General features: G+C 67.5%; 13 protein-coding genes. 9 read left to right on the top strand and 4 right to left on the bottom strand.

The genetic code is table 11. The annotated features are described in order from the left end of the window. Positions 1 to 154 precede the first annotated feature (154 nt). From kdpF to C8E87_RS16680, 6 genes are read left to right on the top strand one after another with little or no spacing between them, the layout of a single operon-like run. Positions 155 to 244, top strand: coding sequence for a K(+)-transporting ATPase subunit F (gene kdpF, locus C8E87_RS16705; RefSeq protein ID WP_133873954.1), 90 nt, complete (start codon positions 155 to 157; stop codon positions 242 to 244). Continuing rightward, positions 244 to 1,902, top strand: a complete 1,659-nt coding sequence (gene kdpA, locus C8E87_RS16700) for a potassium-transporting ATPase subunit KdpA (protein WP_203720661.1) — start codon at positions 244 to 246, stop codon at positions 1,900 to 1,902. The genes kdpF and kdpA overlap by 1 nt, the downstream gene beginning before the upstream one ends. Continuing rightward, positions 1,899 to 4,091 (top strand): potassium-transporting ATPase subunit KdpB, encoded by a 2,193-nt coding sequence (gene kdpB, locus C8E87_RS16695; protein WP_133873953.1) that lies wholly within the window; start codon positions 1,899 to 1,901, stop codon positions 4,089 to 4,091. Before kdpA ends, kdpB begins: the two co-directional genes overlap by 4 nt. 2 nt (positions 4,092 to 4,093) lie before the next feature. Then, the gene (locus C8E87_RS16690) at positions 4,094 to 4,951 is read left to right on the top strand and encodes a potassium-transporting ATPase subunit C (RefSeq protein WP_133873952.1); all 858 of its coding nucleotides are present in this window, start codon (positions 4,094 to 4,096) and stop codon (positions 4,949 to 4,951) included. Between the two features lie 24 nt (positions 4,952 to 4,975). Beyond that, positions 4,976 to 7,597 carry a DUF4118 domain-containing protein gene (locus tag C8E87_RS16685; protein WP_133873951.1) on the top strand — a complete coding sequence of 874 codons (2,622 nt, stop codon included), beginning with the start codon at positions 4,976 to 4,978 and terminating at the stop codon, positions 7,595 to 7,597. Continuing rightward, complete coding sequence (locus C8E87_RS16680) at positions 7,594 to 8,277, top strand: response regulator (RefSeq protein ID WP_133873950.1); 684 nt, start codon at positions 7,594 to 7,596, stop codon at positions 8,275 to 8,277. The genes C8E87_RS16685 and C8E87_RS16680 overlap by 4 nt, the downstream gene beginning before the upstream one ends. Positions 8,278 to 8,430: 153 nt before the next feature. Here C8E87_RS16680 and C8E87_RS46930 read toward each other — a convergent pair whose 3' ends face one another. Beyond that, positions 8,431 to 8,844, bottom strand: coding sequence for an ATP-binding protein (locus C8E87_RS46930; RefSeq protein WP_438866178.1), 414 nt, complete (start codon positions 8,842 to 8,844; stop codon positions 8,431 to 8,433). Between the two features lie 705 nt (positions 8,845 to 9,549). Between C8E87_RS46930 and C8E87_RS16665 the strand changes: the two genes are divergently transcribed. Continuing rightward, positions 9,550 to 10,104 (top strand): GyrI-like domain-containing protein, encoded by a 555-nt coding sequence (locus C8E87_RS16665; protein WP_133873948.1) that lies wholly within the window; start codon positions 9,550 to 9,552, stop codon positions 10,102 to 10,104. A gap of 148 nt (positions 10,105 to 10,252) precedes the next feature. Here C8E87_RS16665 and C8E87_RS16660 read toward each other — a convergent pair whose 3' ends face one another. Continuing rightward, positions 10,253 to 10,888 (bottom strand): chemotaxis protein CheB, encoded by a 636-nt coding sequence (locus C8E87_RS16660; protein ID WP_133873947.1) that lies wholly within the window; start codon positions 10,886 to 10,888, stop codon positions 10,253 to 10,255. A 460-nt stretch (positions 10,889 to 11,348) separates the two neighbouring features. Here C8E87_RS16660 and C8E87_RS16655 point away from each other — a divergent pair, with 460 nt between their 5' ends. After that, positions 11,349 to 12,233, top strand: a complete 885-nt coding sequence (locus C8E87_RS16655) for a hypothetical protein (RefSeq protein ID WP_133873946.1) — start codon at positions 11,349 to 11,351, stop codon at positions 12,231 to 12,233. A 124-nt stretch (positions 12,234 to 12,357) separates the two neighbouring features. Continuing rightward, entirely contained in the window at positions 12,358 to 13,335 is a 978-nt protein-coding gene (locus C8E87_RS16650; protein ID WP_133873945.1) for a transposase family protein, read from the top strand. 322 nt (positions 13,336 to 13,657) lie between these two features. Here the strand turns inward: C8E87_RS16650 and C8E87_RS16645 are convergent, their stop codons facing one another. Beyond that, positions 13,658 to 14,602, bottom strand: coding sequence for a hypothetical protein (locus C8E87_RS16645; RefSeq protein WP_133873944.1), 945 nt, complete (start codon positions 14,600 to 14,602; stop codon positions 13,658 to 13,660). Between the two features lie 28 nt (positions 14,603 to 14,630). Further along, positions 14,631 to 21,626 carry an RHS repeat-associated core domain-containing protein gene (locus C8E87_RS16640; protein WP_133873943.1) on the bottom strand — a complete coding sequence of 2,332 codons (6,996 nt, stop codon included), beginning with the start codon at positions 21,624 to 21,626 and terminating at the stop codon, positions 14,631 to 14,633. Positions 21,627 to 21,701: the final 75 nt, after the last annotated feature.

The following is a 21,701-nucleotide window of genomic DNA, read 5'->3' as shown; positions in this document are numbered from 1 at the left end:
GCGGTCCTGGCTCGGAAGCGTTCGGCTTCGACCCGCAGGGGTCGAAACGCCTGTCTATGCGAGGGAGTCGCACGGTGGCTGACGTGGCCCTGGTGCTGTTGACGGTGGGACTGTTCGTGGTCTTCGCCGCGGTGCTGAAAGGATTGGAGCGGCTGTGAGCGTGGTCAACGCGGTGGGCCTGATCGTGGCTGCGGGTCTGCTGGTGTTCCTGGTGGCGGCGCTGCTGTTTCCGGAGCGGTTCTGATGAGCGGCGACCTGGCCGGTTGGCTGTTCGTGGTGTCGCTGGTGGCCGCCCTGACGGTGACGTACCGGTTCTTCGGTGACTACCTGTTCCGGGTGGTGACCGGTGACCGGCACTCGCGGGTGGAACGCGGGGTGTACCGGCTCGTCGGGGTCGATCCTCACGCCGAGCAGTCGTGGGCGGTCTACGCCCGCAGTGTGCTGGCCTTCTCCGCAGTCAGCATCCTGCTGCTGTACGGGTTCCTGCGCCTGCAAAACCTTCTGCCGCTCTCGCTGGGGCTGCCAGGGGTGATGACACACGGCGCGTGGAACACGGCGGTGTCGTTCGTGACCAACACCAACTGGCAGTGGTACTCGGGCGAGTCGACGATGGGGCATCTGGTGCAGATGGCCGGCCTGTCGGTGCAGAACTTCGTCTCCGCCGCCGTCGGTATCGCCATCGCGATCGCCCTGGTCCGGGGCTTCGCCCGCCGCGGCACCGACAAACTGGGCAACTTCTGGGTCGATCTGACCCGGATCGTGCTGCGGGTGCTGCTGCCGGTCAGCGTGATCGCGGCGATCGTCCTGATCGCCGCCGGGGCGGTGCAGAACCTTTCCGCCGGCACCGACGTGACCACCCTGGGCGGGGCGGTGCAGCACATCACCGGCGGGCCGGTGGCCTCCCAGGAGGCGATCAAAGACCTGGGTACCAACGGTGGCGGCTTCTACAACGTCAACAGCGCGCACCCGTTCGAGAACCCCACGGCGTGGACGAACTGGCTGGAGATCTTCCTGCTGCTGGTGATCCCGTTCAGCCTGCCCCGGGTGTTCGGCCGGATGGTCGGGCAGAACCGGCAGGGTTACGCGATCCTGGCCGCGATGGCGATCATCGCGGTCACCGCGGTCGCGCTGACGATCGGGTTCGAGGCGGCCCATCAGGGCACAGTGCCGCAGGCCGTGGGCGCCGCTCTGGAAGGCAAGGAAACCCGGTTCGGGGTGCCGAACTCGGCTACGTTCGCCGCGGCGACGACGCTGACGTCGACCGGGTCGGTCAACTCGTTCCACGACTCCTATACCGCCCTGGGCGGCATGATCCCGATCATCAATATGCTCCTCGGTGAGGTCGCGCCCGGCGGGGTCGGCGCCGGTCTGTACGGCATGCTCGTGCTGGCCGTGGTCACGGTGTTCGTGGCCGGGCTGATGGTGGGCCGCACCCCGGAGTACCTGGGCAAGAAGATCAGCGCCCGGGAGATCAAGTTCGCGTCGTTGTACTTCCTGACCACGCCGGCGCTGGTGCTCATCGGCGTGGCGGCGGCCATGGCGACCGGGAACTGGCGGACCGCGCTCAACACCGGCCCGCACGGTTTCTCCGAGGTTGTGTACGCGTTCGCCTCGGCCAGCAACAACAACGGTTCGGCGTTCGCCGGGCTGACGGTCAACACACCCTGGTGGAACACGGCGCTGGGCATCGCGATGCTGCTGGGCCGGTTCCTGCCGATCCTGCTCGTGCTCGGCCTGGCCGGGTCACTGGCCCGGCAGCAGCCGGTGCCCGCGTCGGCCGGCACGCTGCCCACCCATCGGCCGCTGTTCGTCGGCATGCTCGTCGGCGTCACGGTCGTCCTGGTCGCCCTGACGTTCCTGCCGGTCCTGGCCCTCGGCCCGCTCGCGGAAGGACTGTCATGACCACCCCCATCGGTACGGAGGACACCGTGTCGGCTCCCGCCGCTACAGCGAGCGCACCAGCCACCCGGCAGGACCGGGTCGGCGGCGGCCTGCTCGACCCGCGGCAACTCTGGCGATCACTGCCGGACGCGCTACGCAAACTCGACCCGCGCACCCTGTGGCGCAATCCGGTGATGCTGATCGTGGAGATCGGCGCCGTCTTCACCACCGTGCTCACCCTCGCCGAGCCCTCCGTGTTCGCCTGGCTGATCACCGGCTGGCTGTGGCTGACCGTGATCTTCGCCAACCTGGCCGAAGCGGTCGCCGAAGGCCGCGGCAAGGCCCAGGCCGCGAGCCTGCGCAAGGCACGAACCGACACGGTGGCCCGCCGGCTTTCCGGCTGGCAGCCGCACGCCGCCCCCGGCACCTGGACCGAGGATCAGGTGGCCGCGCCGCAACTGCGTCCCGGCGACGTCGTTGTGTGCGAGGCCGGTGACGTGATCCCCGGCGACGGTGACGTGGTCGAGGGCATCGCCAGCGTCGACGAATCGGCCATCACCGGCGAGTCCGCGCCGGTGATCCGCGAGTCAGGCGGCGACCGCAGCGCGGTCACCGGCGGCACCCGGGTGCTGTCCGACCGGATCGTCGTGACCATCACCCAGAAACCCGGAGAGAGCTTCATCGACCGGATGATCGCCCTGGTGGAGGGCGCGGCCCGGCAGAAGACCCCGAACGAGATCGCGCTGAACATCCTGCTCGCCGCGCTCACGATCATCTTTCTGCTGTCCGTGGTCACGCTGCAGCCGATGGCCATCTACGCCAAGACGTTCAACGCCGCCGCGCCCGACACCGCCGCGATCGACGCCGGTGGCGTCACCGGCGTCGTGCTGATCTCCCTGCTGGTCTGTCTGATCCCCACCACGATCGGCGCGCTGCTGTCGGCGATCGGCATCGCCGGCATGGACCGGCTCGTGCAGCGCAACGTGCTCGCGATGAGCGGCCGGGCCGTCGAGGCCGCCGGAGACGTGAACACCCTGCTGTTGGACAAGACCGGCACCATCACCCTCGGCAACCGGCAGGCCACCGAATTCCTGCCCGTCGACGAGGTCACTCCGCTGGTGGTCGCCGACGCCGCGCAACTGTCCAGCCTCGCTGACGAGACCCCCGAAGGACGGTCGGTGGTGGTGCTGGCCAAGAACGAGCACGGGCTGCGCGAACGCGAGCCGGGTCTGATGACCCACGCCACGTTCGTGCCGTTCACCGCGCAGACCCGGATGAGTGGCGTCGATCTGGCCGCCAACGGCATCATCGCCGGCCGGCGCATCCGCAAGGGCGCCGCCGCCGCGGTCATGAAATGGGTCCGCGACAACGGCGGACATCCCACCGTTCAGGTCGGTGAGATCGTCGACGCGATCAGCGGCAGTGGCGGCACCCCGCTGGTGGTCGCCGAGCACGTCGACGGGCACCCGGCCCGGCCGCTCGGGGTGATCCACCTCAAGGACGTGGTCAAGACCGGGATGCGGGAACGCTTCGATCAGATGCGCCGGATGGGCATCCGCACCGTGATGATCACCGGCGACAACCCGCGCACCGCCAAGGCGATCGCCGACGAGGCAGGCGTCGACGACTTTCTCGCCGAGGCCACGCCGGAGGACAAACTCGCCCTTATCAGACGCGAACAGGAGGGCGGACGGCTGGTCGCCATGACCGGCGACGGCACCAACGACGCCCCCGCCCTGGCCCAGGCCGACGTCGGCGTGGCCATGAACACCGGCACCTCGGCGGCCAAGGAAGCCGGCAACATGGTCGACCTCGACTCCGACCCGACCAAGCTGATCGACATCGTGCAGATCGGCAAGCAACTGCTGATCACCCGAGGCGCGCTCACCACGTTCTCGATCGCCAACGACATCGCCAAGTACTTCGCGATCATCCCGGCCATGTTCGCCGCCGTCTACCCGAGCCTGGACCGGCTCAACATCATGCGGCTCAACAGTCCCGAGTCGGCGATCCTGTCCGCGGTCATCTTCAACGCACTGGTGATCATCGCGCTGATCCCGCTCGCGCTGCGCGGCGTGCGCTACCGCCCGTCCAGCGCCTCAACGCTGCTGGCCCGCAACCTGTGGGTCTACGGCCTCGGTGGCGTTCTCGTCCCGTTCGCCGGCATCAAACTCATCGACCTGCTCGTCCAATTCCTCCCCGGGATCTGACCATGCGCCTACCCTCCTGGCTCGCCCACCACCTCGCCGCGCTACGCGCGTTGCTCGTCCTCACCATCCTCACGGGCCTGGCATATCCGCTGGCCGTGGTCGCGGTGGCCCAGTTCCCCGGCCTGCACGAGCGAGCCGCCGGTTCCTTCGTGACCGATGCCGGCGGCAACCGTGCCGGCAGCCGGCTGATCGGCCAGGCGTACGTCGACACCGACGGCAACCCGATCCGCTGGTACTTCCAGTCACGGCCGTCGGCAGCCGGCGACGGCTACGACCCCACCGCCACCTCCGCGAGCAACCTCGGCCCCGAAGACGTCGTCGACACCGCCGAGCGCACCAGCCTGCTCACCCAGGTCTGCACCCGCAGCAAGGCCGTCGGCGACCTCGAAGGCGTCGACGGAGGCCGGCCGTACTGCACCAGCGACGGGGTCGGCGCCGTACTCGCGGTGTTCCACCGCGACGGGCTCACCGGACCCGTCGTACGGGCCGTCAGCGTGAACCAGACCGGCACCCCGTTCCTGGCCACCTACCAGGGCATTCGGGTGGAAAGCGCCCAGCCGGGCGTCGACTACATCGCTGCCGGCGCCGTGATCACACCAGTGCGGGGCGACGCCCCCGACCGGCCGGCCGTGCCGGCCGACGCCGTCACCGCCGGCGGATCCGGCCTCGACCCGCACATCAGCCCCGCATACGCCGACCTGCAGGCCGCCCGCGTCGCCCGGGAACGCGGCACAGACCCCGCCACCGTCGCGCAGCTGATCGACGCGCACACCGAGGACCGTGCCCTCGGTTTCCTGGGGGAACCCGCCGTCAACGTCCTGGAACTCAACCTCGCCCTCGACCGCGCGTTCCCGCGGTAACCGCGCATCCGGAAGGATCGGCACATGGCCCGTGGTCACCTGCGCATCTACCTCGGCGCTGCCCCCGGCGTCGGCAAGACTTACGCCATGCTGGAGGAGGCCCACCGCCGGCAGAGCCGGGGCACCGACGTGGTCGTCGCCGTCGTGGAGACCCACGGCCGCCAGCACACCGCTGCCATGCTCGCCGGCCTCGAGACGGTGCCCCGCACCCCGCTGACCTACCGGGGCACCGTCTTGCAGGAAATGGACCTCGACGCGGTGCTGGCCCGCCGTCCCCAGGTCGCGGTCGTCGACGAACTCGCGCACACCAACGTCCCCGGATCCCGGCACACCAAGAGGTGGCAGGACATCGAGCAACTGCTCGACGCCGGGATCACCGTGCTGTCCACCGTCAACATCCAGCACCTCGAATCGCTCAACGACGTCGTCGAACAGATCACCGGCGTCGCCCAGCGCGAAACCGTCCCCGACCGCTTCGTCCGCCAGGCCGAACAGGTCGAACTGGTCGACATGACACCGGAAGCGCTGCGCCGCCGGATGGCACACGGCAACGTGTATGCCCCCGACAAGGTCAGCTCCGCCCTCGGCAACTACTTCCGGGTCGGCAACCTCACCGCGCTCCGCGAACTCGCCCTGCTGTGGCTGGCCGACAAGGTCGACGAACAACTCGACACCTACCGCGCCGATCACGGCATCGGCGCCACCTGGGAAGCCCGGGAAAGGGTCGTGGTAGCCCTCACCGGCGGCCCCGAAGGCGAGACCCTCATCCGCCGCGCCGCCCGCATCGCCGCCCGCACCAAAGGCGCCGAACTCATGGCCATCCACGTCGCCCGCTCCGACGGCCTCACCGGCGCCGACCCGGCCCGGCTCGCCCGGCAACGCGTCCTGATGGAAAGCCTCGGCGGCACCTACCACCAGGTCACCGGCGACGACATCCCCACCGCCCTGCTCGACTTCGCCCGCGGCGTCAACGCCACCCAGCTCGTGCTCGGCGCCAGCCGCCGCGGCCGGTTCGCGCAGATTCTGTCCGCCGGCGTCGGCGTCACCACCACCGCCCTGTCCGGACCGATCGACGTGCACCTGGTCACCCACGCCGAGATCGGACGCCGACGGCCCGCCGCCCGCAGCAGCCCGCTGTCGCGCCGGCGGCGGCTGGCCGGCTTCACCCTGGCGCTGCTCGGCCTGCCGGTACTCACCCTCACCCTACGGGCGCTGCGCGACGAGTTGTCGCTGGCCAGCGACGTGCTGGTCACCCTCGCCGCCGTCGTCGCCGTGGCGCTGCTCGGCGGCATGTGGCCGGCCGTGACCGCCGCGGTGATCGGCTTCCTGCTGCTCAACTTCTTCTTCACCGAGCCCTACCACACCTTCGACATCGCCGACCGCGACAACCTCATCGCCCTGCTGGTCTTCCTCCTCGTCGCCGTACCCGTCGCCGCCGTCGTCGACCTCGCCGCCCGCCGCACCCGCCAAGCCGCCGCGGCCAGCGCCGAGGCCACCACCCTGGCCACCGTCGCCGGCAGCGTCCTGCGCGGAACCCGCCCGCTCACCGCCCTGCTGGAACGCCTACGCGAAAACTTCCAGCTCAACTCGGTCACCCTGCTCGAACGGCCACCCGGCACGCCGGGCGGCCGTCAGGACGACCCCGCCGCCTGGCACATCGCCGCCACCGTCGGCAACCCACCCTGTCAGGCACCCGCCGACGGCGACACGACCGTCCCCGTCGACGACGACCTCACCCTGGTCCTGCACGGCCGCAGCCTCGCCGCCGCCGACCAGCGCATCGTCGAAGCCTTCGCCGCCCAGGCAGCCACCGCTCTGCGCCAGGAACGACTCGCCGAGCAGGCCGCCCGCGCACGCCCCCTGGAAGAAGCCGACAAGCTGCGCACGGCGCTGCTCGCCGCCGTCAGCCACGACCTGCGTACCCCACTCGCTTCTGCCATGGCCGCCGTGGAAAGCCTGCGCAGCCCCGACATCCACTTCTCCGACGAAGACCAGCAGGAACTACTCGACAGCGCCGCCGAATCCCACCAGCGCCTGCACCGGCTCATCGAGAACCTCCTCGACATGAGCCGCCTGCAAGCCGGCGCCCTCGGCGTGACCCTGACCGCGGTCGGACTCGAAGACGCCGTACCCGCAGCCCTGGACGAGGTCAGCGGCGAAGCCCATGCCGTCACCATGGCGATCCCCGACGACCTGCCCACCGTCAACGCCGACGCCGGACTGCTGCAACGCGTCCTGGTCAACCTCATCCGCAACGCCCTGCGCTACAGCCCACCCGACCGGCCACCGCTGATCACCGCGGCCGACGCCGACGACCGCATCGAACTATCCGTCATCGACCACGGACCCGGCATCCCCGACGATCAACGCGACCGCGTCTTCCAACCCTTCCAACGCCTCGGCGACCGCTCCAACGACACCGGAACCGGACTCGGACTCGCCCTCTCCCGCGGGCTGACCGAAGCCATGGGGGGCACCCTGACCCCGCACACCACGCCCGGCGGTGGCGTCACCATGAAACTCACCCTGCCCGCAACCGTCTCACCCCCGGCGACGGCCGACGAGACACGTGCCGGTGAACTCACCGACCGCGCCGCCGTGGAACGCCTCCACCGCCGCTCACCCGCCGCGAAGGACACCCCGTGACCCGGATCCTCGTCGTGGACGACGACCCGCAGATCCTGCGCACCCTGCGCATCAACCTGCGCGCACGCGGCTACGACGTCGACATCGCGGCCGACGGCACCACCGCGCTACGACTGGCCACCGCGCGGCACCCCGACCTACTGCTGCTCGACCTGGGCCTGCCCGACACCGACGGCGTCGACGTCATCACCAACCTGCGCACCTGGGCCACCACCCCGATCATCGTGCTGTCCGGCCGCAGCGGTAGCACCGACAAGGTCGAAGCCCTCGACGCCGGCGCCGACGACTACGTCACCAAACCCTTCGGCATCGAGGAACTCCTCGCCCGTATCCGCGCCGCCACCCGCCGGACAGTCACCACCAGCGCTGTCCCCGCCGTGAAGATCGGCCGGTACACCGTCCACCTCACCGACCGACAGGTACGCGACGACGACGGCAACCCCGTCCGGCTCACCCCCACCGAATGGCGCATCCTCGAAATCCTGGCCACCAACCCCGGCAAGCTGATCAGCCAGACCCAGCTACTGACCCAGGTCTGGGGACCCACCTACACCCACGAAACCCACTACCTGCGGCAATACCTGGCCCAACTGCGACGCAAGCTCGAGGCCGACCCCGCCCGCCCACAGCACCTGCTCACCGAGCTCGGCATGGGCTACCGCCTGCAAGAAGGCGACTGACACGCGTACCGACTACGGCCGGCACCGGAATTCCGGATCCTCATCAACCGCGCCGGCCTACTCCCGGTCCGGCTCCACGACCTCCGTCACGGCGCCGCCTCCCTCGCCCACGAAGCGGGCGCCGACCTGAAGACGGAATGGCCGCATGCCGGCCTATCGTCGCGGTTTCGGTTCTGAGCCGATCGGCGGATCGTCGTACAGCGCAGCCCAGACGACCTTGCCGGCCGGTGTCGGCAGGGAACCCCAGACTCGTGCGGCGGCATCGACGATGCGCAGCCCGTACCCTCGCTGATTGAGCCCGATGCCCGGCGGCATGGCGGGTGACGGCTGCGCCGGCAGATGCGGGTCGAGGTCGTAGACGGCGACGCGCAGCCGGTTGGGCCGGCGGCTGATCCCTCGGCGCAGCGGACCGAGCCGGGTGACGACGAAGTCGATGCGGGTTCCGGCGTGCTCGACCGCGTTGTTGACCAGTTCGGAAGCGACCAGCCGGGCACGATCCAGCAGCGGCTCCATGCCCCACTCCTGGCAGACCGCGGTGACGACGTCACGGGCCGCGGATGCCGCCATCGGCTCAGGGTGCAGGCGTAGCAGGATTTGATCGGTCAACGGGCGGGCGGCGGCCAGACCCGTGCGCGCCTGCATCAGGTCGGCGTACATCGCGAAACGGCGGCCGGCCCCGAGTCGCGCCAGCCGCGCGGCCAACGGCGACTGCGCGGGCATGCACACCGCGACCGGGATCGGCGGCTGCGTCCGGGCCGCCTGCGCGCTGGTCGCCACCCATAGGGGTGCGCTGCCGGCCGTGGCATCGTCGAGGAACGTGAGGTCGAGAAGCATCCCGGCGGGATGCTCGGCCAGGCATTTGCCGATGCACCGATGCGCTTCGAGCCACATGCGAGGATCCCATGCGCCGGTCACCGCGATTTCGACGATCGCCGTCTGGTGATCCAAGACCGCAGTGACCGAATGCTGCACCACCTGACTCCGATCATCTCGTGTAACCGTGCCTGGTGAAGCGTTTACACGCCGCACCGAAGATCGACATCACCTCGCACGGTGAAATGACCGGAACCCTGTGTAGCGGATGCCGGCTGCCGTGTCCAGGACCGAAAGCGCCCGCCGCAGCCGCGCGATGGCACTTGGGCGACGGCGAACCCGAGCGTCGGGCCCTATACCCAACGCCAGCACGCGGCGTCAAGAGGCTTCCGGCACTGCCCCCACCTTCGCGCCCCTGTTCACCTTGGGTAGACGGGCGTCGATTCAGAAGGGGGCGTCATGCATGAGCAAGGACTTCTCGACGCCGGGGTGGCACCGCACGACGCCGAGGTGGCGACCAGTCAACCGGTGTCGCTGTTCGGCATCCGCGGCACGGTGAAACTGACCGTGCTGCGCAGCTACCCGCAGGACATCCTTCCCGTCGTCGCGAGCGCCCTGCAACGCCTCCGGGTCCAGGCTGCCGGCCCGCCCGTCTGCGTTCTGCGCCCTCGCGGCGACGGACAATTCGACGTCCTGGCCGCCTACCCCACCAGCAGACGGCCCAGGATCGGCCAGCCGTTCACGACCTGCAGACTGTCCGGCGGTCTCGTGGTGCGGGCGTTGCACCACGGACCGTGGACCACGCTGCTGAACACCTACGACCGGCTCAGCGAATGGCTGGCCCTGCACCACATCAGGCAGGTTCCGCTCATGTGGGAGGAATACCTCGTGGGACCAGACCGAACAGGTGACCCCGCGATGTGGCGAACGCGAATCGTCGTGCCTCTGACCGGCACGTCAGCCAGAATCACCACAGGCCGAAGTGCCGCCGTGACAGTGCCGTTGAGTCCTTGAAGACCCATGGCATTACGCGGAACCGAGGTGTTCGGTGAAGAACGCAGCGATGCGGCGGCGAGCATCCGCGGCCGACTGCTGGTGATATCCGGAAGGGCCGGCGAAGACGGACCCCGGCCCACCGGGATCGCGAGGACTACAGCCACGCTCAGCCCTCGCCATGGCCCTCCCGATCCTGAGCCTCAAGCCCCAGTGCCGGCGCATCTGCGACCAGCCTGATCAGCAGCGCGGCGATATCGTCCACTGGCATGACGTAGTTGATGATCTCGTCACGAGTAATAGTCGCGTACGGCATCGTGAACACCGCCGAGCTGGCCTTGTCGCTGGCGATGACGACGCCACCCAAGCGGTGTACGGCGGTCGCCCCGGTGGCGCCGTCGATGCCATAACCCGACAGCACCACGGCGATCGCGCGTGGACCAACGGACACAGCCAGGCTGACGAGCAGCAGATCCGCCGACGGCCGGTACGGGGGCCGGTCACCGGACACGATCAGTGTCAGCCTGTCATCGCTGGTGACCAACGTGTGATACCCGGTCGGGGCCACGAAGACCCTACCGGCGACCAGGTGGTCCTCGTCGCAAGCCGCTGATACCGGCAGTACCGTATGCCGTTGGAGGATGGACGCGAGCCGATTGCGGGCCTGCGGATCATGGTGACGCAAAACGATCACCGACGCGGGGAAGTCACGCGGTAACGACCCCAGGATCCGGGTGACGGCATCGAGCCCGCCAGTCGAGCAGACCATCGCCACTACCGGCGCCTTCCCCTCTCGAACAGCCATGCCTACTGCCGCCATTCAGATACGTCTGCCGCCCATGGCCTGTCAGTGCACCGAGCCGCTCGACACCGCGGCGGCGGGGCAAGGCGGCCTCACACTCCAACCCTGCCGCGCAGCCGCGCCTGTCCTACAGGGCCGATCGCCCCTCACAAGTGCCCCTTGTGGAAGCCGGCGGTCGACGCGCTGGACCCGGTGCTCGAATGCCGAACCCGGCAACCAACTCAAAGCGCCTACGCTCGGGATGGGACAGCGGTCCGTCCGCCTCCCAACCCACACTGAGCTGAGCTTCGGCTCGCCGCCTCCTCTCGCGGAGCCCGACACGGCCGTTCGTGCCGAGGGCTGAAGAACCCGCTCGCGGCACTTCTCCTTCATGTGATCGACGCTTTCGTCTGCTGGACGGATCGCTCGTCTCGCCGACGCGCGGCCACACCGCCGCCGTCTCACCCGCGAGAGGAGCCAGACCATGTCAACGAATCGGATGCGGAAGAGCCCCGAGCAACTGTGGCTCGAGCGCACCTTCCTGCTTCGGCACAGGATCTGCGCCGAGATCGGCGCAGATCTGCGTAGCTGCGCCGCCATTCCCGTCGATGTCCCCGGCAAATCACTGTTCGGTGATCTGGCGGAGCGCGCGATCGGTCTTTCACTTTGCGATGAGGCCCCGTACCAAGACTTGTTTCGGGTGCTCGGGGGCGACCGTGCCGCCCGTCTGCTGCGCTCCGCAGGCTACGAAGCGGATGAATCCCGCGAGGACACTGGTCAGACGTCTTGGCAGCGAAGCGACACCACGCCTTCGCCGCTCCGTCTTTTTCTCACTGCCTACCGTCTCGCGCAGGCCAACCAGCTGCTCAACCCCCAAGGAGGCGAGCAACCCGACCCTCGAACCATTGCCCGCCTCCTTGGCCGGCACCCCCAGGCACTTCCCTTCCGCCGTGGGGACGCGAAGTTCCAGTGGCTTGGGTTCCGCGATTTGTGGGCGAGCTACAGCGCCAGCTTTCAGGCGGCCTTGCGGTCGTACGGGAACGCGACGGCTCAGGTGGCCTTGCTCGGCGGACGCCGATGCGCTGATCTTCTGATCGGCACCACAGTCCTTGAGGTCAAGAGTGGTCGTCTCGACGACGACCGCTACCTTGCTCAGCTGATCGACCAGATGATCAGCTACACCCTTCTGGCTCACTACGACGGCCACCCAGCTACCCACGTCGCGGCGTACGCCATGCGCTACCAGCGCCTGCTGCGCTTCGAGGGCGAGTCGTTCCTGAACCGGCTCGCCGGCCGCAGAATCAACATTGACACGGCAAGCGCAGAGTTCGCCGCCCTGATTTCGGGCGGTCGACGTGAAGCCACTTGATTGAGCGCTCGGGTCGGCACCCAGGGCGGTTGCGTAATCGGTTGAGGGGTCTGTGAGCTGGGGTTTTTGGTAGCTCTGCGGGAAGACCGGGTCCATGTAGGACGGGTGCGACCCGTTCGTGATCATGGTGTTTGCGAAGACAACCGTGATCGAGAACTGGACGCACCCGCTGATGACATCATCACTGGCTGAGATCATGCTGCCGCAGCGACCCCCGGGTATGCCGTGCCCGACGGTGGTCACCGGTGGTGACCGCCGGAGCCTGTTCGTCGCGTTGGAGGCGGTGTCGGATCCGCGGGATCTGCGGGGCCGCCGGTATCCCCTCGTTGCCATCCTGGCGGCGGCGGTGTGCGCGGTGATCGCCGGAGCGTGCACGTTCGCCGCGGTCAGTGACTGGGTGCGTTTCCAGGACCGCGCTGTCTGGGCCCGGCTTGGATTCGAGGCTCGGGTGCCGGCCGCGACGACGGTGTGGCGGCTGCTGATCCGTATCGACGCGGAAGCGTTGTCACAGGTCCTGGCCCGCTGGCTGCAGTCGCGGACGGCGCCGGTCCCGGCCGGTGGTCACTGGTGGCGGCGGGTCATCGCCGTCGACGGCAAGGTCGCCCGCGCGGTGTTCGGCATGGTGGCCTCGGCCCGCAAGATGGCCGACCTCTACGGCGTCGCCTCCATGACCGCCCAACGCGCCCTACGCGAACTGCAGAACCGGCGCATCACCTACAGCGCCGCCGGCAAAGGCACCTTCGTACACCCCGACGCCTTCGACCTACTCCGCGGCGGAGTCATGCAAGAACCCATCGCCGACCCCGGACTACGCGGACGGGTCGCCGCCTACCTCACCGAACAACAGGCCATCACCCGACGCTTCCACGCCGCACGCACCCCCGACGACCGCAACGCCGCCCTCAACGACCTAGTCCAGCAAGCCGACACACACGGCCAACTCATCGACGACGTGATCAAATACCACGCCGACCACGGCAACTACGCCACGCCACCAGCGCACATGCTCCGCGACGACGTCCCGGACACCGCGGAAGACGAGCCGACCAGCAAGCCGCCAACCGCCAAGAGAACACGCCGCCCTCGCAAGCCGACGACCTGACTACGGTCGGCGCTGGCCCAAAACTGCTTCACGTAATCAAGAACGGCCCGGCCGATGGCCGGGCCGCGCGCACGCGCTACAGACCTACGGCCCCACGCGCACGCCCACCTTCGTCGGCACGAATACGTACCCACCGACGTCCGACGGTTGGCCGACGACAAGCCGGGTGGAGCACTTGATCGATGTCCAGCTATGAGGATTCCATACTGACGGCAACCATGACGGCAACGTTCAACAGGCAGCAGCGGCCGCCTGGGCGCACAGCGGCATGCTGACCACGTAGCGCAACTGCCGCGCCCGAACGAAGCCCTGATGCCGCTCGTCAGATGATCGCGTTTAGTAGCTGCCGGCGGACATCAGCGCCAACAATCACCTTCCGGATCGAATCTGCACTAATGAGCGACCTTTCCAGCATCACCTCGAAAGCATTGGAATTCCCAGTCAAGAGCAGATCGAGGTCGTCGCGGTAATCGCGATCCTCGCTCCGCGCAAGGGAGAGGGGAGCCACGCTATAATGCTCATCAAAAAGGTAGAATGAATCGAATACCATTTCGATACATTGGGCGATGTCACTTGATTCACGGGTGCTTATGGCCCGCTTTAAATGATCTCCTAGACCTAACATCAGCGACCCCAGATCCGCTTTTTCAAGATGGCCAGAGTTTCTCCGGACGCCCCGCCCTTCAAGACTGACAGCAAGCCGGGATGCCAAATCAGTGAAGCGTCCTAGCAATGCCTCTCGGCCATCCGCTTCCGCAAGGCGACCGGCCAGTAGACGCGAGGAACCCAACACCGCTCCGGCCGCTGCTGCTATTAACGGCTCGACTCTGATGATTGATGCGAACATCAAATAGAGGCGTTGCATTGAGGATATGGCATCCAACTGGGCTCGTCGCTGGCGCATGAACTCCGGGAAATGACTCCGTGGCGAATCCCCTATCATCCACAACCTGGCAAGCTCCTCGTCAAGGAATCGCCAGGTCACGGATGCCGCCCCTAGCCTCATCGGCTCCGGGATAGAGCTGTCATACTCACAGGTCATCAATAGCTCATCTGCCGAAACAACCTCGACTCTTACATCCATGCTGGAAGCAGATGGCAACGATGAAAGTTCCGCCAGGCGGGTCCTTATTTCATCAACGGATAGGATATCCAGCGTCTTAAGCTTCCATTGCGCCAGCTCTTTGAAGCCGTCGGATTTCTCGGAGATTGGCCAGGATACGACGTTGATTCTGAGCGATTTTTCGCCTGACCAGTCAAAACTCATCGCTGCATCCTGTCCCATCTGCGAGCAGCTACAAGGGGAATTGTGTCACAGGCTTAAGGAACGGTAGCGCACCTGGACCAAAGATTGTCTCCTCCGGCATCCCCTCACCTGTCACACGTGTGGTGATGTGCCCCTCTTTGACCAGACGATCATAGGTGCACTTACACATCCGGGTAATCACCACAGAGGCCCCTTCTCGGGCACCGCCATTCCTGGTGACACCCCACTGAGCAGCAACGCTCAGGTTCGGATCGCCCCCACCAGTAACGCGATAGGTGAAGAAATTTCCGGGCTGAGCAACGCTACCACCGCTAGACGAAGCTTTTGCAGCCGTGGAACTGAGACCATTTTGGGCGATGCTTTCGGCGTGAGCAGTCGTGGTCCCATGGGCGAAGTCCATGGTCTCGCCGCAGTTGTGCACGAGCACCGGTGTTCTGCCGGCGAGCACATAGTACGTATGGATGTCCGCTACCGTGAGGTCACGCATCAGGCGGTTGCCGCTGAAGTTCTTGACCGCGACCACCGTCACCGGAGCGCCGTCGACCTCAGTAAGGTGCTCGTCCGGCCGGAGTTCGGCCGCATCGACCCATTCGTCGCGGGTGATGCTCCAGAACGGGTGGTGCTGGGTCGTGTTCAGGGTGACCTGTTCGCCGTCTTCGGTACTGACGGTCAGATCGGTCAGATCCGTGTCCTCATTGATGTGCAGCGCCTCGACCGTCTTGGCCGTTGTGGTGCCGGTCCCGGGGTCGGTGGAGACGACCTCGTCACCGACTTCGACGTCCTCGATGGGCTTGGCGGAGCCCCCGGCTAGAAGGACCGGCGTATTCGGCGCGAAGCTGTGAAGGCACTTGCCCGCCTGTGTGGTTCCCGCCTCGGATGATTCCCGGCTCAGCACGGTCTTGGCCGCCTGGGATTCCGCCTGGCGGGTTGTTTGACGCGTCCCGCCGGTGATGAAGGCTTTTGCGCCGCGGGCCATGCTGCCGGCATTGCGAGCCACGCTGCCGGCGTTGGGAATCAGTACGCCTGCGGCGCCGCCCAGGGCGGCTGATTCGGCCGCGTTGACCAGCATGTCCTTGGTGCTGGTGCCGGCGGCCCAGTCGGTGGCGATGGAGCCTACTGCGCCGGCGATGGCGCCGCAGGCGGCCAGGCCGGCGGGGCCGGCGGCGATGCCGCCCGCGCCCAAGCAGACAGCACCGGTGACGGCGCCGGCGACGAAGCCGGTGATCTGCGGGTGGTCGGTGATGACCTTCTTGGTCTTCTTCCAGGTCTTCTTGAACCAGTTCCCGCCGCCGTCGTCGTTGTTGCTGCCGTGGTCACCGGAATCGCTGGAACCACCGCCATTCCCATTGCCGGCGCTATCCCCGCCTCCGCCGATGTCCCCGGGCTGCTCGTGATAGCCGGTGCCACCGCCACCCTCGCGGGGTTCCTTGGCGATGAGGCCGGACGGGTCACTGAGCGTGGTGGGATTGTTGTTGGCATAGGCGTAGCCGTTCCACTGCTGCGGGTCCTGCAGGTCCTGGATCGGGTCGACCGAGATGAAGCGGCCTATAACCGGGTCGTACTCGCGGGCTCCGACGTTGGTCAAGCCGGTGCTCGCGTTCAGCGGCTTGTTGAGAAAGCCACGATTGTCGGGCGCCGTGATGGTCGCGCCGCGGGGACCGCCGTACGGGGTGTACTGCCGCCAGGTGGGTGTCTGCGCGGTGTTGTTCAGATACAAAGTTGGGGTGCCCTGTGTGTTGGCCAGGGCGAACGTGTACGCCGTACCGGAACCGGTCCTGATCACCGTCCCCGCGCCCGCGAGTGTCTGGTAGCGGGTGCCGGTGACGGCGCCGGTGGCCTTGGTGAGCACGTGCTGTTGAGCGCCCAGATACAGCGTGGTCGTGGTCGGGTCGTCCTGCAGCAGCAGGTCGCCGTTCGCGTTGTAGATGCTTGTGCTCGTGCCGGCCGCGCTGGTGACGCTGCCCAGCTTGCCCTCGTCGGTCCAGGCGAGGGTCTGGTTGCCGTTGCCCGCGTTGCGGACAGTCATGTTGCCGGCCACGTCGTACTTGTAGGTCGCGCTACCGGTGGTCGCGCCGGTGGTGGCGGTGGACGTCAGCGTGTGCGGCTGCCCTGCGCCGTTCTCGTCGTACTTGTAGGTCGTCGTCGTGTCGTTGGTACCGGTGAGCGCGTGTTTGACCTCGCTCGTACGGTTGCCGAGGTCGTCGAAGCGCCAGCTGGTCCAGTAGGCGCTGGCGCCACCGATCGTGTTGCCGAGCATCGCCCGGTTGGTGCTCGTGGGCGTGGTCGCGCACTTGTCGGTCGCTGTCCACGCCTCGGTGAGCCGCCGCAGTCCGTCGTAGGCGAAGCACTGCGTTTCGGCGATGCTGTTCGCGGCGAGCCGGGTGCTGGTCTGCGCGAGCAGGTTGCCGGCCGGGTCGTACTTGAACTCCTGCTCGTCAATGCCCGACGGCGCCGTGGGTTTGCGAGTCGTGGTCTGCTTCTTGAGCAGGCCGGTGTGCTCGTCGTAGAGATTGTCGACCGCGGCCTGGTTGGTTCCCGTCCCTATGACGGTCTGGTTGATCCGGCCGTACGCGTCCTCGGTGGTCGACTGCAGGTACGGGTTCAGGCCGGTCATCACCTGGACCTGGTCGAACTTGTCGTACGAGTACGCGACGGTCTCGGCGGGCAGGCCGCCCTTGGCCGGGAAGGTGTCGCGGAAAAGCAGGCCGTTGTTCGGGTAGTACAAGTGGGTGAACGCGTAGTCGCCGGCCAGCGCGCTCTGTCCCGGGATGCTCACGGTCTCACCCAGGGAGGAGCCGAAGACGTTGAAGTTGGCCGCCTGCGTTTTGTACTCGAGCCCAGCGGAGTAGGCGATGCTCGTGGTCAGCTGACCCTTCGGGAACGTCATGCCGGGTACGGCGTTGTTCGAGTTGTCGTAGACGGATTTGGTGAGCTGGGTTGTCCCGGCGAAGCTGGCCGTCGGCCGGTTCAGGGCATCGAACTGGAACGAGATGGTTTTGCCGCGGGCGTCCGTCGACTGGGTCAGGTTGCCGTTGGCGTCGTACTGCATGTCCTTGGTCGCGCCGGCGTCCGGGTCGGTCTTCTCGGTGATCTGGCCGAGCAGGTTGAACTTCGTCGTCCAGGGGTTGCCCTTGGTGTCGACGACCTTGCCCTGCAAGCCCCGCGAGTCGAACTCGTATGTGGTGGCCAGCGACGTTCCACCGGAAACGCTGAACGTTCCGGTGAAGTAGTCCGACGGCGTGTTCAGCGACGGCCGGGTGGTGTATTCCCGCATGGTCGTGGTGCGGCCCAGCGGGTCGGCGACGGTGGTGGTGACGGTGCCGCCGGTGGGTGGGACGATCGTGGTGCGGTCACCGTTGTGGACCGTGAACGTCCTGGAAACGCTCTGGTTGTCCTTCATACGCTCGACCATCACGACGCGGCCGAGACCGTCGTACGTGGTGTAGTTCTGGCTGGGCACCGGGATGTCGACGTTCGGGTCGTACGGGTCGACGACGTTGCCCACGGTGGGTTCGACGTTGTCGTCCCAGTAGCCTTCGTACTCCTTCGTCACCCAACCGTGGGTGTCGTAGAAGGTGTCGCTGACGAGCCGGCCGCCCTGGGGGGTCTCGGCCTGGGTCTGGCGGGGCCGCAGCAGCGCGTCGTAGAGCGTGACCGACTTGAGGTAGGCGTTGCTGTTGTTGGTCCGTTCGGTTGTGGTGGCGCTGATGCCCGTCTTGGACACCGTGTAGCCGAACTTGTAGTTCGCGTTCTGCGCAGTGGTGCGGTTGTTCAGCCACACGCTGGTCGTCCGGCCAAGGGCGTCGTACGCCTGGGTCGAGACCACCTCGTTGATGTCGGTGCTGGTCACCGTCAGGCCGCGGCGAGGGTTGACAGTCGACGAGGTGGTGTGGTCGAGCGGCTGCGCGACCGACATGCCGGTGACCAGGCCCACCGAGTTGACGGTGTAGTCGGTGTGGGTCTTGTTGCCCTTGCCGTCGTACGCGTCGTCGGCCCGCCCGACCGCGTCGTAGTGGGTGCGGCCGAGGATCTGCCAGGTGTACGCGCCGTTCACATAGTCCTTGGCCTGCCGCTCCATCGTGACCAGGCCACGGGACACCAGGACAGTCTGCGGGAAGGTCTCCGACCAGGTGTAGTCGTCGTAGGACTTGCGCGTCAGCGAAACCACCTGGGCCGGGCGAGAGACCGAGGCCGGGGCGGTCAGCGTGTTGACCGAGCCGGGCACGGAGACCGGCGAGCCCGCGGTGTAGCCACCGCACGGAACGGCCAGGGTCTCGATCTGCGACACCAGGTCGACGAGATTGGCCGTGAGGTTCGCCGGGGCGTAACTGTTGATCGTGCATCGGTCGTACTTGGCGTCGGCCGGGACGGTGTGGCTGTAGACGTGCTTGACCGAGCCGAGAGTCAGCGACCCGGGGGTGGTGTCGTAACTGGTGTCGACCGCATGGGTCCGCCACGTCGTCCCGGTCGCACTAGTGATCCGCTGCCGGCTGACGTTGAGCACCGGGGCGACCCAGTTGGCGGTCAGAGCGGGCAGGTCCGTACGGGACCGGGTGGCGGTCGCGCCCGACACCCAGTAGGAGGTGACGGCGGAGTTGTCCAGCGGCCCGCCCTCACCCTGATAGGTGAGCGTCTCCAGGACCCGTCCGGCGAGCTCGTTGTGGTCCTCGTGCTGACCGCCGAGCGAGTCCTCGAGGTTGACCACGGTGCTGTTGTTGTTCTTCGACATGCCGCGGTAGAAGAGCGATTCGGACTTCGTACGGCGGTCGTTGACGCCGTCGCCCTCGTACGTGGTGACCTTGGCGTAGCCGCGGAACTGGCCGTACGTGCGGTACTTGGCCTTGACCACCTCGTTGTCGTCGAAGTGCCAGGCCGCCCCGCCGTCGTACTGGTAGCTCGTGGCCGTGGCCGCGGCGCCGCCGGTCGGATCGGTCTGGGTCACCCGGGTCACCGCGTACTTGTTGAACCAGTCCAGCTTCGGCTCGAACAGCCCGTCCGGGGTCCATCGCACCGGATAGCAAGAGCTGGTGTTAGTGGCCGGGTTGAGGGCGCTGACCGACGCGCACGGCTTCGGCAGCTCGTACGCGGCCGAGATGACCGAGCCGGTCTCGGTGGTGATCGAGGTGAGGCGGTGCCGGTAGAACTCCGGGAACCCGTCGGTGGCCACCGACCGGTTGGGCAGCCGGGTGCTGGCGAACGTCATCGCGGGCAGGGCAATCGAGGCGTTGCCCTCATGACCGGTGCGGGTCACCGACGACAGCCACAGGGTGGGCGAGGTGCCGTCCCCCGTCGTCGGGATGGTCTGCGCGAGGTCGTAGGTGTCGACCGGCAGGTGCTTGGCCGCAGCGACGTCGTACTGCTTGGTGACGATCTGGGTCAGGCGCTCGGTCGAGAAGAACGACGGCGCCTGGGGCGTGCAGTTCTTGCCCGCCTCGCAGATCAGGTCGAACGGTACGTCCGGGTAGCTCGCCTTGGTTGTCGAACTGAGCGCCGCGCAAGTCGCCTGAACGCACCGCCCAGCTGTCTCGAACTTGACCTGGTTGGGCACCGTGCCGTAGGCGCCGTTGTCGCGGAAGCCGTAGTCGATCCGGTCCAGGTAGCTGTCACGGACGTACTCGGTGTCGGTGTCGCCCTTGTGCCGGCCGTAGAAGTTGGTCTTCTGGTCGTAGTAGTACGCCATGGCGTTGCCGCTGACGTCCACGACGTAGTCGAGGTTCCAGCGCCGAGCCATCGTGCACTGCGCATCCTTGAACGTTTCGTCGTAGCAGGGGTCACCCGCGTGCGGCGAGTACACCGGCAGCGTGTCGACCGACTTGGTCACCGGCTTGCCCGAACTCCACCCGGGCAGCCGATTACGCCCGAACATGTACTTGGTGCCATCGCGTGTAACGACAGTCCAGTAGTTCTTGTCGTCGGCCGTGGTGCCGTTGTCGAACCCGGTGCTCCGTTCGATCACCTCACCCTTGTCGTCCTCGGCCTTCCAGACCTTCTTGCCCTCGTCCCAGATGAGCCGCTGCGTACTGCCGTTCAGCGACAGCGTCATGATCGGGCCGTCGTAGCAGAGGTCGGCGGTCTTCTCCGGCGCAGCCTCGCCGCCCGGGTTGTCCGAGCAGGACACGAACGTCTGCTCGACGTACGAGCTCGGGGTGCCCCAGCCGTCGCCCACCCAGGACGCCTGGGCCTGCGTCGAGACGGTCTGCCCGTCGACCGAACCGGAGTCGTACGACAGCCCGACCGAGGGTACGAGCCCGCTCGGGGCGGGCGGCACGCTGATCGGGTAGCTGTAGGTGAACGAGCCGGTGCTGCTGCCCCCGGCCCATGAGCCGGACGGCTTGAGGTCGCTCGCCGCGTAGCTGCCGCCGGAGTCCTTGCCGCCCTCGGTGGCGGGGTCGGTCACCGCGGCCACGACGACGGACGTGCCGGCCGCGAGCGAAACCTCGGCCGAGACCGACTTCGCGGCCGGGTCGTTGGCCGACACGAGCGGCGTCCGGGTTTGGCAGACGGCCAGATCGGGCGTAGTCAGCGCGCAGGACGGCAGCTGTACCAACCTCAGCCGGGAGCCGTAGTTGCCTCCGTACGCCTGAGCGAAGCCCGCATAGTCGACGCCCACCCGCGCCCGGCCGGACCGCTGATCGCGGACGGTGACCGCGATCAGCACACCGGCCACCCCGACCTTCTCGGCCACGGCCGGGCCGGGGATCCGCACGTCGGCCTGGGTGTCAGCGCCGAAGCCGCTGACCGCCTGCGCCCACACCGGAGCACCCGGGGCCTTCTTCCGCACCGGGGAGAGGCTGACCGACGCGGTGGAGGCCTGAGGCAAAGTCGTGGCGGCCGGCTTGTAGGAGGTCCGGGAATCGTCGTGCGGGACCGCGAAGCGGTACGGGACGGGCCTGGTTGCCACCGATCGCCCGGGCGAGGGCTTTGGCAGGTCGGTCACCGGCTCCGCGGCGTACGCGGGCACCGACACGACCACACTCACCAGACAGGTCACCGACAGGAAAAACGACAGCGCGGAACGCCGCATGAATCTCTTCCTCCCCGTACGGGCAGAGCATGCCCAGCGACCCATGATCGAGTGGTCGCGAACGGACACTGACAG

The organism is Paractinoplanes brasiliensis (assembly GCF_004362215.1).
Lineage (GTDB): Bacteria > Actinomycetota > Actinomycetes > Mycobacteriales > Micromonosporaceae > Actinoplanes > Actinoplanes brasiliensis.
The sequence above is the reverse complement of the archived record's forward strand: the minus strand, read 5'-3'. Positions and strand labels throughout refer to the sequence as shown.